Origin of the sequence: Exiguobacterium sp. s59 (genome assembly GCF_018617475.1) — a bacterium.
Lineage (GTDB): Bacteria > Bacillota > Bacilli > Exiguobacteriales > Exiguobacteriaceae > Exiguobacterium > Exiguobacterium aestuarii.
In genome coordinates, this window is the sequence record NZ_JACSKG010000001.1 from 426423 (window position 1) to 439180 (window position 12758).

Here is a 12758-nt window from a genome sequence, read left to right on the forward strand (position 1 = left end):
AGAGACATGTATAAAGTAGTAGAAGTACCAAACGATATTTTACGTGTGACATGCGAACCGGTAACGAAGTTCGATAAAAAATTGCGACAAACGGTCGACCGTTTGTTTGATACGATGTATGAGTACGATGGAGTCGGAGTCGCGGCGCCACAGGTCAATTTGAATCAGCGACTCGCTGTCGTCCATACCGATGATGAGACGGGTCCACTCGTCTTGATCAATCCTGAAATCATTGAAACGTCTGGACGTGAGGTCGGTCTTGAAGGATGTTTAAGCATCCCAGGAGAATTCGGATTCGTGGAACGTCATGAGTCGATCGTCGTCAAAAATCAGGACTTGAAAGGCCGGACGCATACCATTCAAGCGAGCGGTTTCTTCGCTCGTGCGATTCAGCATGAGATGGATCATTTGGATGGGGTCTTGTTCACTGACAAGCTAGCGGTTCCAAACCCTGGAAAAGACAAGCGAATCGTCTTTATGGGAACTCCGACATTTGCGGTATCTGTACTTGAGCGACTGCTCGAAGAAGGATACAATGTCGTAGGTGTCGTTTCGCAACCGGACAAACCGGTCGGACGAAAACGTGAACTCAAACCAACGCCTGTGAAAGAGTGTGCACTCCGTCACGGTATTCCTGTCTTACAACCTGAGAAAGTTCGAACAGATTATGCCGGAATTTTAGAGTTGCGCCCGGACCTCATCGTCACGGCAGCGTATGGACAAATCGTGCCGACCGCATTACTCGAGGCACCGCCTCACGGAGCGATCAATGTCCATGCCTCACTTCTTCCAAAATATCGGGGAGGCGCCCCGATTCATCAAGCCATCATCGATGGTGAATCGGAGACAGGTGTGACGATCATGTATATGGTCGACAAGTTAGACGCGGGTGACATGATTGCGAATACAATCGTCCCAATCGAAGAGATGGATACGGTCGGAACGCTATTTGATAAACTTGCCGTAGCGGGAAGTGATCTTCTCATTCGCACACTTCCAGCTTTCTTAGAAGGATGGATTGAAGCGGTCCCTCAAGATGAGCGGGAGGTGACGTTTGCGCCGAACATTAGCCGTGAGCGCGAACAGATTGACTGGAGTATCGGTGGAGAAGCCATCTATAACCATATTCGAGGGATGAACCCATTCCCGACGGCCTACTCGACGCTTGACGGAGAACGGGTGAAACTGTTCATGGGAGAAAAGACGACCGGTGCAGGTCAACCGGGAGAAGTCATTCGCCTAGAAGAAGACGGGTTCGTCGTGGCGACCGGAAACAATGTCGCCATCAAAGTGACGGACCTACAACCAGCAGGTAAAAAGCGAATGGATGGTGCGACCTTCATGCGCGGAGCTGGACAAAAGTTGCGTGTTGGTGACCGATTAGGAGGAACTCATGAACGTACGTGAAGCAGCGCTCGATACGCTGATGAAAATTGAACAAGGCGGCGCGTATTCAACGATTGCCGTCAATGATGTATTAAAACAAAAAAAAGTTGCCCCGAAAGATGTGGGTCTGTATACCGAACTCGTCTACGGGACACTCAGTCGGAAAGGGACGTTGGACTACATCTTAAACGATCGAATCCGTTCTCCGAAGAAGCTCGACAAGTTCGTGCTTCCGCTTCTTCGAATGAGTGTATATCAACTTTTTTACCTTGATAAGGTACCGGATCGTGCCGTCTTGCACGAAGCCGTCGAAATCGCAAAAAAACGAGGACATCATCTCGGGACGAGTAAGTTCGTGAACGGGGTGTTACGTAACGTTCTCCGTGAAGGATTCCCTGATTTTAGTGAATTGACGGATGCGGAGAGAATCTCGATTGAGCATAGTCACCCGAAGTGGCTCGTTTCGGACTGGATTGATTTGTACGGTGTCGAGACGGCTGAAGCCATCTGTCAATTAAACAATGAGCCGGCTCCTGTCACGGTACGCGTCAACCGGAAACGTGCGTCTGTCGACGAAATGATGAATCGCTTGGCCGACTTGGGCGTCTTGACATCTCGCTCTGAACTATCGAGCGATGGACTCGTTGTCGAATCGGGCAACGTCCATTCGACCCCATTCATCGAGGAAGGACTTTTATCGGTTCAAGATGAGAGCTCGATGCTTGTCGCAGATGCGCTCGGCGTTTCGAAAGATGACCATATTTTAGATGCGTGTGCCGCCCCTGGTGGGAAAGCGATGCATACGGCTGAGCGGATGGAAAGTGGATCGCTCACAGCGCTCGATTTACACCCACATAAAGCGAAATTGATTGACCAGCAAGCCAAACGTCTTCACATCAATGGAGTGACCGCACTTGCCCTTGATGCTCGTCTGGCAGGTGAACAGTTCGAAAAAGAGAGTTTTGATCGAATCCTTCTGGACGTTCCTTGTTCAGGGCTCGGTGTTATTCGTCGCAAGCCTGATATCAAATGGACGAAAGACAAAGCCCAGCTCGAGAACTTACCGAAGATTCAACGACAAATCATTGATGCCGTATTGCCACTGCTCAAGCCAGGTGGTACGCTTGTTTACTCGACATGTACAATTGATCCGTCTGAGAACGAGACACAGGCTGACTATGTGTTATCAAAAGGATTGGTCTGGGACGAAACGTTACGAGAACGTCTCCCACAATCTGTTCGTCCGATCATGGCATCGGACCGTGCTGAATTAAAACTATTACCGACGACATTCGGGACCGACGGCTTCTATATCGCCGCATTTAAGAAAGAGGTATAAAAAATGAATCCAAAAGCAGTAGAAAAAAACCCACTTTTAGGCGCAAAACCGTCACTTTATTCGTTGACGTTCCCTGAACTTGAAGCGTGGGTCGTGGAAGCAGGAGAAAAATCATTCCGTGCGAAACAATTATATGATTGGATGTACGTTAAACGTGTCACGTCATTCGACGATATGACGAACGTTCCAAAGGCACTACGTGACCAATTAGAAGCATCATTCCAATTGACGACGTTAAAAGAATTGGTCAAACAAGAATCACAGGACGGTACAATCAAATTCTTATTTGAACTTCAAGACGGTTATTCAATTGAAACGGTTCTCATGCGTCACGAATATGGGAACTCAATTTGTGTCACGACACAAGTCGGTTGTCGAATCGGTTGTACGTTCTGTGCTTCAACACTCGGTGGATTGAAGCGAAACTTAGAAGCCGGTGAAATCACGGCACAAGTGCTCGACGTACAGCGTGCGTTAGACGCGACAGGTGAGCGTGTCGACTCAATCGTTGTCATGGGAATCGGTGAGCCGTTTGATAACTATGATGAGTTAATGCGTTTCTTGCGCACGGTCAACCATGATCACGGACTCAACATCGGAGCACGCCACATCACAGTATCAACAAGTGGAATCGTTCCAAAAATCTACAAGTTTGCGGATGAAGGAATGCGCATTAACTTCGCCATCTCGCTTCATGCGGCTACGACAGAACTACGTACACGTCTCATGCCAATCAACCGTGCCTTTGACTTAGACAAGTTGATGGATGCCGTCCGTTACTATACCGAGAAGAGCGGTCGTCGCATCACGTTCGAATACGGATTGTTTGGTGGCGTCAATGATACAGAAGACCATGCCCATCAATTGGCTGATTTGTTGAAAGGAATCAAATGTCACGTCAACTTGATCCCGGTTAACCACGTATTGGAACGCGATTATGTACGCACACCGAGAGCTCAAATCTTTGCCTTCGAAAAAGTGCTCAAAGACCGCAATGTGAACGTGACGATTCGTCGCGAGCAAGGGTCGGATATCGATGCTGCTTGTGGGCAACTTCGAGCGAAGGAGCGCGAACAAGAAACGAGGTAATCAGAAAGATGGAATTAGCATTTCGAACAGATCGTGGACAAGTACGCACACAAAATGAAGATGCAGTTTTAATCTTAGGCGATGCCTTCTCAGGAATTGCGCTCGTTGCCGACGGGATGGGTGGACATGCAGCGGGAGAGGTCGCGAGTCAAATCGTGATTGAGGAGTTTCGACGGGCTTTCCCGTCTCTCCCGTCGACCCCGGTCGATATCGAGCGATGGTTCCGTCATCACATTCACTTGGCGAATGAACAAGTGTTGCAATTTGCAAAGCAGTCGAACCTCGTCATGATGGGAACGACTGTGGCAGCCGTTTGTTGGAACGGAGAGACGGTGGTCATCGTTCATATCGGTGACAGCCGTGTCTATGCCTTGCAAGCAAATGAATTAAGACGTCTCACAGAAGATCATTCTTACGTCAACGTGCTTAAACAGCTCGGTGAATTGACAGAAGAGGAGATGCGCGTTCATCCGAAACGAAATGTCATCACCCGGGCGATCGGTTCAAGCGAACAAGTCGAACCTGACGTGCAAGTGCTCGCTGACCCTGAGTTTGATGTGATATTAATTTGTACGGATGGATTGACGACACATCTGACGGATGGCGCAATTCAACACGTGTTACAACAAGCTGTATCGGCTGATCAAAAAGCAGATCAACTCATTGCTGAAGCCAATCAATTGGGAGGGAGCGACAACATCACGGTCGCGCTCGTTCAATTCACAGATAGAAAGAGAGGATGAATCCGATGCGAAGCGGAGAACGAATCAACGATCGTTATCGGATCGAACAACAAATCGGCAGCGGAGGCATGGCAAATGTCTACCGGGCTCATGACGAGATTTTAAACCGAACCGTCGCCATCAAGGTGTTGCGATCTGAATTCTCACATAACGAACAATTTATACGTCGGTTCGAGCGAGAAGCCCACGCGGCTACGAGTCTGAACCATCCGAATATCGTCGCCATCTACGACGTCGGTGATGAAGATGATTTATACTATATCGTCATGGAACACGTCGATGGCGTGACGTTAAAACAATATTTGCAAGAAGAATACATATCTGTCGATGAGGCGTTGCGCATCATGGGACAGATTTGTGATGCGATTGATCACGCCCATGCGAATCGAATCATTCATCGGGACATCAAACCACAAAATATGATGATCGATCAGCATGGAAATGTGAAGGTGACCGATTTTGGAATTGCGGTTGCGATGTCGAATGCGACGTTGACGCATACGATGTCCGTCCTAGGCTCTGTCCACTATTTCTCACCTGAACAAGCTCGCGGGAAATTCGCGGATGAAAAGTCGGATATTTACTCGCTAGGTGCCGTTTTGTACGAATTGTTGACGGGGCGCGTACCGTTTATCGGCGAGACGCCGGTCGCAGTCGCGCTTCAACATTTGCAAGATGACCCGATTCGGCCGATGGATTTGAATCCGAATATTCCACAAGCGCTTGAGAATTGTGTCATGCAAGCCTTGTCGAAATCACCGGGTGCCCGTCATATATCGGTCGCAGCTTTCAAGAAAGATTGTATGACCGCATTAAGCCGAGAACGTGCCAATGAGCCGAGACGTCTCTCAGCCAATCAAGACGAGTTCGACCAAACACTCGTCATGGCGCCGGTCATGCCTGAAGAAAAACAAGATGTACCGGTGACACCGCCCCCGGTCACACCACCAAAGGAACAGGAGCCAAATGAGGCACCGGTTAAAAAGAAGAAACGCAAATGGTGGATTTGGATATTACTCGTCATTCTCTTAATTGGGGGAAGCATTGCGGCGTATGTGGTCGCCGACGAAATGTCGCGCGCCGTCGTGCCTGATGTCGTCGGCATGAGTATCGGGGACGCGACGACAGAACTCGAGGCTTCTGGATTTGTCGTCGAAGTGACAGAACGTGCGAGCGATGATATTGCGGAGGGTGAGGTCATTTCGCAAAATCCGCAAGAAGGACGTAAACCGAAACGCGGCACGACTGTGACGATTGTCGTATCGGCCGGAAAAGAGACGGTCGAGATGCCGAACGTGGAAGGTCTTTCACAGACTGCCGCTGAGCGTATGCTAAAAGACTTGGCATTCAGCGATCTTGAAATCAAAACCGAAGCTTCTGAAACGGTAAACAGTGGGGATGTAATTTCACAATCGGTTGACCCAGGTGAAGAGGTCGTTCCTTCAGAGGTGACGGTCACGCTCGTTGTGTCGACAGGTAGCAACAAAGTGGAACTATCTAACCTTGCCGGGTATACGTTCGACGAAGCATCTATTTATGCTGAACAGAACAAATTGAAAATCGTGAAGAAGGATGAATTTTCGACAAGTGTTCCAAAAGGTCAAATCATCCGTCAACTTCCGACAGCCGGGACGGCAGTCGACCCGGGAACGGAGCTCACGGTGATTGTATCGGAAGGCGTCGAACCGACCGATATCTCGATTGAACGTGAAGTGAGTGTTGAAGTCGAGCAACTGGATAAGGATAAGAAGCCGAAAGCGGTCGAAGTCGTCATTCGTACGGTTGACGCACGTGGTGAAATTGAGGTACTTCGTGATCAAATCACAGAGACGACAACGTACTCGTACACGCTAGTCATTGCCCCTGACGAAGTCGGGACAGCAACGATTGAAGTTGATGGTGAGATTGTTCGAACGGATTCAGTCACATATGCGCAAGCCGAAGAGGCACAATAAAGAGGTGACGGTGTCGTCACCTCTTTTTTAAAAGGAGGTAGTCATAATGAAAGGAACAATCATTCGTCTTCAAGGCGGGTTTTATGATGTGATGACCGAGGCGAATCAAGAGATTCGTTGTCGGGCAAGGGGGAATTTTCGAAAACGCAATATCTCACCTGTCGTCGGCGACGATGTGGTGATTCAAGATCAAGAAGATGGGACCGGCTATATTCTTGAAGTGGAAGAGCGCCAAAACCATCTCGTTCGGCCACCGATTGCGAATATTGATCAAGCGTTCCTCCTCTTTTCAGTTAAGGAACCAGCGTTTTCCTATCATTTGCTTGACCGTTTTCTCATTCTCATTGAATCGAAGCAAATTCATCCAATCATCGTATTGACGAAGATGGACTTGCTCGATGAAAGTGAAGTCGAACCGATTCAAGTGGCGATTGCTCGCTATCGGGCGATTGGGTATGACGTGATCGAAACGTCGACGGAGCATGGGCACGGTGTTGATGAAGTGCGCAGTCTATTCAAGGGAAAAACGAGCGTCTTCGCCGGTCAGACCGGTGTCGGGAAAAGTTCGTTACTCAATGCAGTCGCGCCAGAACTCGAGTTGGCGACAGGTGCAATCTCGAAATCGCTCGGACGAGGAAAACATACGACACGTCACGTGACGTTAATCCAATTGGCGGATGGTCTCGTTGCCGATACACCGGGTTTTTCAAGTCTAGAGTTTCCTCAGGAACTTGAGACAGATGAGCTCAGATGGTGCTTCCCCGAATTCGTGGAACGCCATGACGATTGTAAGTTCCGGGGATGTGTCCACGTTAATGAACCAGGATGTGCCATCAAACAAGCGGTTGAAAATGGCGAAATTGCTTCAACAAGGTACGAAAATTATGTTACCTTTATGGAGGAGTTAAACGATCGAAAACGGAGGTATTGACAGATGATTAAAATTGCACCATCTATTTTAGCTGCCGATTTTGCCAACTTGGAAGCTGAAGTAAAAGCCGTTCAAGAAGCAGGGGCTGACTATATCCATTTTGACGTGATGGACGGGCAATTCGTACCAAACATCTCGATTGGTCTACCTGTTCTCGCGAGCTTGCGTAAAAAATCAGACATGGTACTCGATGTACATTTGATGATTGACCAACCAGAACGCTACGTTGAAGATTTCGTGAAAGCCGGTGCGGACATCGTAACCGTACACGTGGAAGCGACGAATCATTTGCATCGTGTCTTACAGCAAATCAAAGCGGCAGGTGCGAAATGTGGGGTCGTCTTAAACCCACATACACCACTTTCGACGATTGAACACGTACTCACGGACGTCGATATGGTGTTGCTCATGACGGTCAACCCAGGATTCGGGGGTCAGGCGTTTATTGAATCGGTCGTGCCAAAAATTTCAGCGCTTAGCCAACTTCGTCAAGACCATCAACTTGATTTTGAGATTGAAATCGATGGTGGTGTGAACGCAGAAACGGCAAAACGTTGCATCGATGCTGGAGCTGATGTGCTTGTGGCAGGATCAGCCATCTATAGTCAATCGGATTATAAAGCAGCCATCGATAGCATTCGTGGCGCATCTCGTGTATAATCGACGGTAGAACAACAAGATAGAGTCGCAAGGGGTGTCACATCATGTGGCTGAGAGGCATACGCTAACCCTTTGAACCTGTTCCGTTCACACGGACGTAGGGATGTGGCGAAAATGCACGTTGCGAATTCAAGCAGCATGGCGTTTACGTCATGCTGCTTTTTGTCGTTCAAACAAATAAAGGAGGAAGAAGGATGAAATCACGTTTCAAATTACAAGCGCTCATTGAAATTTCATTGTTTGCGGCGCTCGGGCTTATTTTTGATTTGCTCATTCCATATCGTTTACCACAAGGTGGGTCTATCAGTTTAGCGATGCTCCCGATCTTTGTCATGGCGTTCCGTCACGGGCTGAAAAGTGGTCTTGCGACAGGCGCGCTCGTCGGGACACTTCAACTCTTGTTCGGAGCATACATTTTCACACCTGTACAATTCTTGCTCGACTATACGGTCGCATATGGCCTCGTCGGTATGGCCGGGGTATTCGCAGGGCGAGTGAAACATGCTGCGAGTCAAGGTGCGACAAAGACGCTTGCCATCTATTTAGTGCTCGGGGCATTGCTCGGGTCGATGTTACGATACGCAGCGCACGTCATCTCGGGTATCGTCTTCTTCGCTGAATACGCAGAAGGTCCGGTCGTGGCCTACTCGCTCGGATATAACGCCACGTATATGCTCCCATCCTTTGTCATCTCGGCCATCGTGTTAGTACTTCTCTTCACGACAGCACCACGTTTCACGCGTGTGGCGACACGGGATATCCGTCAATGAACGTACTAATCGTCGCGGCGAGTCCGGCACCTATTCCGGACTTACCGCGTGATGCCGATTTTGTGATTGGTGTGGATGGTGGATATCAAAGACTGTTAGATGAAGGAGTTGTACCAGACGTCGTGGTGGGAGATTTTGATTCGTTCGATGGGACACCACCTGATCAAGCGTTACGCTATCCTTCGGAGAAAGATGTGACAGACTTAGAAATTGCATTGGAGTTAGCAAGAGAACGGGGAGCAACACGAATCGATGTGTATGGGGCTCTCGGGGGACGGATCGATATGACGTTTGCGAACGTAGGCTTACTGGAGTCCTATCCGGAGATGCACCTTCATGATGAAGGGCAAACGGTCTATCTTGTAAGAATAGGAGACTATACCATTCCGAAACGGGACGGTCACTATTTGTCTTTCATGCCATGGAAGACAGCTACGATTTCCATTAAAGATGTCAAATATCCACTTGACCATCATGACGTGACGAGCGGAGAGGCGCTGACGATCTCAAATGAATGGTCTACGGATTCTGCCCGGTTGACGGTCCATCAAGGGACCGTTCTCGTCATGATTGTCAAAAAATGAGCACAAAAAAATCCCATCGGCGAATGCCGCTGGGATTTATTCGTTCGTGTATAAGTATTATACGCGTTCAACGAGACCTGATTTAAGTGCGCGAGCTGAAACCCAAACGCGTTTCGGTTTACCGTCAACGAGAATACGAACTTTTTGTACGTTTACACCCCAAGTACGTTTTGTCTTGTTGAGTGCGTGCGAACGGTTGTTACCTGATTTAGGTGATTTACCTGTTACGTAGCATTTACGTGCCATGCGTTTCCCCTCCTTTTTTATGTGGGTTCGTCCTAATAGACACTCGTTTATATTAGCACGGCTTTTTTCCCGATGCAACTAGAAAATCGTACCATGACAAGAAAAAAACTTGACATTACTCTCAAGGATTTGAATAATGAATGAGGTTATCGCGTTAATTGACCGAGTTTCTGGAGCAGGTTCTTTTAATAACTAGGTACTTATTGTAGAATGTACATTAGGAATCATTCCGAATAAAGGAGGCTACTCCATATGGCAATTGAAATGAAGACAACATATGGCAATATTGACATCACAAGTGACGTCATCGCGACACTCGCAGGTGGTGCAGCGATGGAATGCTTCGGTGTGGTCGGCATGGCTTCACAAGCACAATTGAAAGACGGCATTGCTGAATTGTTAAAACGTGAAAATTACGCGCGTGGTGTCGTCGTACGTCAAGAAGACGAAGACGTACATATCGACATGCACATCATTGTAAGCTACGGGACGAAAGTATCTGAAGTCGCATACAACGTGCAGAGCCGAGTCAAGTATACGCTCGGAGAAACTTTAGGATTAAACGTTTCGTCGGTAAATATATTCGTTCAAGGCGTTCGTCTGACGAATGACTGACGAAAACGGAGGAGGATTTGGTGTGGGTTTAAAACGTTTAGATGGATTGGCGCTCTCAAACATGATCGCGAACGGAGCGGCCAACTTGAGCCAAAACGCAGATTATGTAGATTCGCTTAACGTCTTCCCGGTTCCAGACGGAGACACGGGGACGAACATGAACTTGACGATGACGTCGGGCGCGAAAGAAGTAGCGGCGATGAACTCATCAAATATCGCAGAGGTGTCATCAAAGTTTGCACGTGGACTACTTATGGGAGCACGCGGAAACTCGGGTGTTATTTTAAGTCAGTTGTTCCGTGGATTCGGTAAAGCTGTTGAAGGAAAAGCAGAACTGACAACAGTTGATTTTGCAGAAGCGCTCAAGCGCGGTGTCGACACGGCATACAAGGCGGTTATGAAACCGGTTGAAGGAACGATTTTGACGGTTGCTCGTGAAGCGGCCGACGAAGCGCTCCTTGCGTCAGAGTCGACAAGTGATTTCACTGAATTTATGAAACGCGTCATCGAAGAAGCGAAAGCATCGTTAGACCGTACACCGGACTTGTTGCCGGTATTAAAAGAAGTCGGCGTCGTCGACTCGGGCGGTCAAGGACTTCTCGTCATCTACGAAGGTTTCCTTGCTAGCCTTGAAGGCAAAGAGCTCGAGAAACCACATGCTCCTGTCATGGATGCGTTGATCGAGGCAGAACACCATGCGCATGCGGCACAAGGGTTCATGTCTACAGAAGATATCGAATTCGGTTATTGCACAGAGATCATGGTTCGTTTCCAAGACGAAAAGTTAAAGGATGCACCGTTCAATGAAGATGCGTTCCGTAACGAATTGTCTGAACTGGGAGATTCTCTCCTTGTCGTCGCGGACGAAGAACTCTTAAAAGTTCACGTTCACGTTGAGACACCGGGTGAGGTCATCACGAAAGGTCAACGTTTCGGTGAACTCGTCGCCGTTAAAATCGAGAACATGCGTCAACAACACTCGACCATTCTCGAAGAAGAACATGGTGCGAATCAACACGGTGTTCAACAGGCAGAGAAGCCGAAAGCACCATTTGCGATCGTCACGGTAGCAATGGGTGAAGGCGTCAGCGAATTGTTCCGTTCACTCGGGGCAGCACACGTCATCGAGGGCGGTCAAACGATGAACCCATCAACAGAAGATATCGTCAAGGCGATTGAGTCTGCACATGCGGAACACGTCTTTATCTTCCCGAACAACTCAAACATCATCATGGCTGCTGAGCAAGCAGCGTCTGTCGCACCATGCGGCGTCTCTGTCATCCCGACGAAGACGGTCCCACAAGGTCTTGCGGCAGCAATCGCCTTCAACCCAGAGGCGGATGTCGAGATGAACGAACAAGCGATGAAGTCAGCTGCCGCGACTGTGAAGTCCGGACAAGTCACTTACGCTGTTCGTGACACGAGCATCGATGGTGTGGAAATCAAGAAAGACGAGCACATGGCGATTGCAGAGAAGAAAATCGTTTCTTCCTCAACGTCGAGCCTCGAAGCTGCTAAAAAGTTGGTCGATGCACTCGTCGAAGCAGATGATGAAATCATTACGATCTTAACGGGTGAAGGTTCATCTGAAGCAGACGTAGAAGCGTTGACGTCATATATCGAATCTGTAAATGATGAGATTGAGATTGAAGTACACGACGGCAAACAACCGCTTTACTCTTATATTTTTAGTGTGGAATAAGCTGTTTCAAGTCCCTACCTTCTGTATAATGAAGGTAGGGATTTTTGAAAGGGGGAAAATTAGGTGAAATATCGTAGTGTGTTTGACATCATTGGTCCTGTCATGGTCGGGCCATCGAGTTCGCATACAGCAGGTGCCGCGCGCATCGGGCTGATGGCAGGGAAATTATTCGGAAGAACGCCACGCACCGCACGCATCACGTTTTATGGGTCGTTTGCGGACACGTATCGTGGTCACGGTACGGATGTCGCGATTGTCGGTGGAATTATGGGGTTTGATACGTTCGACCTGCGAATCCCACAAGCGTTAGACATTGCCCGTGAAAAAGGAATCGAAGTCATCTTTGAGACGAGCGATTTGTTGACGGATCATCCGAATACAGCGCGTGTCTTGCTCGAAGACGAGTTCGGTACGTTTGAAATCGTCGGGATCTCAATCGGTGGGGGAACGATTGAAATCACGGAACTGAATGGATTCCCGTTAAAGTTGACAGGTGGGGGACCTGCGCTCGTCGTCTTGCATCATGACCGATTCGGGGCAATCGCCGCAGTGACAGGTGTCTTGGCGAATCATCAATTGAACATTGGACATATGGAAGTGAGTCGTCACGAAAAAGGAATGCAAGCCTTGATGGCCATTGAGATTGATGAAACGATTCCTGCTGAAGTGTTAGCAGAGCTAGAACGATTACCGCAGATCGAACGGATCGCTATTTTTGGGGAATAAGGAGAATGTGAG

General features: G+C 48.5%; 13 protein-coding genes and 1 riboswitch. Of the genes, 12 read left to right on the plus strand and 1 reads right to left on the minus strand.

The features are described from left to right. Window positions 1-6 precede the first annotated feature (6 nt). The 9 genes from fmt to KNO91_RS02240 all read left to right on the plus strand — a co-directional run bounded on the left by fmt (window position 7) and on the right by KNO91_RS02240 (window position 9457). A complete protein-coding gene (gene fmt / locus KNO91_RS02200) occupies window positions 7-1407 on the plus strand; it encodes a methionyl-tRNA formyltransferase (protein ID WP_214788929.1) in 1401 nt (466 codons plus the stop codon). Next, the gene (gene rsmB / locus KNO91_RS02205; protein WP_214794143.1) at window positions 1394-2725 is read left to right on the plus strand and encodes a 16S rRNA (cytosine(967)-C(5))-methyltransferase RsmB; all 1332 of its coding nucleotides are present in this window, start codon (window positions 1394-1396) and stop codon (window positions 2723-2725) included. The genes fmt and rsmB overlap by 14 nt, the downstream gene beginning before the upstream one ends. A 3-nt stretch (window positions 2726-2728) precedes the next feature. After that, entirely contained in the window at window positions 2729-3814 is a 1086-nt protein-coding gene (rlmN, locus tag KNO91_RS02210) for a dual-specificity RNA methyltransferase RlmN (protein WP_214794140.1), read from the plus strand. Between the two features lie 8 nt (window positions 3815-3822). After that, window positions 3823-4557, plus strand: a complete 735-nt coding sequence (locus tag KNO91_RS02215) for a Stp1/IreP family PP2C-type Ser/Thr phosphatase (protein ID WP_214788920.1) — start codon at window positions 3823-3825, stop codon at window positions 4555-4557. 5 nt (window positions 4558-4562) lie between these two features. Continuing rightward, window positions 4563-6512, plus strand: a complete 1950-nt coding sequence (pknB, locus tag KNO91_RS02220; protein WP_214815887.1) for a Stk1 family PASTA domain-containing Ser/Thr kinase — start codon at window positions 4563-4565, stop codon at window positions 6510-6512. A gap of 43 nt (window positions 6513-6555) precedes the next feature. After that, entirely contained in the window at window positions 6556-7443 is an 888-nt protein-coding gene (gene rsgA / locus KNO91_RS02225; RefSeq protein WP_214789858.1) for a ribosome small subunit-dependent GTPase A, read from the plus strand. Between the two features lie 3 nt (window positions 7444-7446). Beyond that, window positions 7447-8103, plus strand: coding sequence for a ribulose-phosphate 3-epimerase (gene rpe / locus KNO91_RS02230; protein ID WP_214788915.1), 657 nt, complete (start codon window positions 7447-7449; stop codon window positions 8101-8103). 20 nt (window positions 8104-8123) lie between these two features. Continuing rightward, window positions 8124-8224: riboswitch (TPP riboswitch) on the plus strand. A gap of 73 nt (window positions 8225-8297) precedes the next feature. Continuing rightward, a complete protein-coding gene (gene thiT, locus KNO91_RS02235) occupies window positions 8298-8873 on the plus strand; it encodes an energy-coupled thiamine transporter ThiT (protein WP_214815889.1) in 576 nt (191 codons plus the stop codon). After that, window positions 8870-9457 (plus strand): thiamine diphosphokinase, encoded by a 588-nt coding sequence (locus KNO91_RS02240; RefSeq protein WP_214794133.1) that lies wholly within the window; start codon window positions 8870-8872, stop codon window positions 9455-9457. The genes thiT and KNO91_RS02240 overlap by 4 nt, the downstream gene beginning before the upstream one ends. A 57-nt stretch (window positions 9458-9514) precedes the next feature. On the opposite strand, the gene rpmB is transcribed toward KNO91_RS02240, so the two are convergent. Continuing rightward, window positions 9515-9703 (minus strand): 50S ribosomal protein L28, encoded by a 189-nt coding sequence (rpmB, locus tag KNO91_RS02245; RefSeq protein WP_015881349.1) that lies wholly within the window; start codon window positions 9701-9703, stop codon window positions 9515-9517. A 252-nt stretch (window positions 9704-9955) separates the two neighbouring features. Between rpmB and KNO91_RS02250 the strand changes: the two genes are divergently transcribed. The 3 genes from KNO91_RS02250 (at window position 9956) to sdaAB (ending at window position 12746) form a co-directional block, all read left to right on the plus strand. Next, window positions 9956-10318 carry an Asp23/Gls24 family envelope stress response protein gene (locus KNO91_RS02250; protein ID WP_015881350.1) on the plus strand — a complete coding sequence of 121 codons (363 nt, stop codon included), beginning with the start codon at window positions 9956-9958 and terminating at the stop codon, window positions 10316-10318. A gap of 22 nt (window positions 10319-10340) precedes the next feature. Next, complete coding sequence (locus KNO91_RS02255) at window positions 10341-12020, plus strand: DAK2 domain-containing protein (protein ID WP_214815893.1); 1680 nt, start codon at window positions 10341-10343, stop codon at window positions 12018-12020. Between the two features lie 63 nt (window positions 12021-12083). Then, window positions 12084-12746, plus strand: a complete 663-nt coding sequence (gene sdaAB, locus KNO91_RS02260) for an L-serine ammonia-lyase, iron-sulfur-dependent subunit beta (RefSeq protein ID WP_214788903.1) — start codon at window positions 12084-12086, stop codon at window positions 12744-12746. The last annotated feature ends 12 nt before the right edge of the window (window positions 12747-12758 follow it).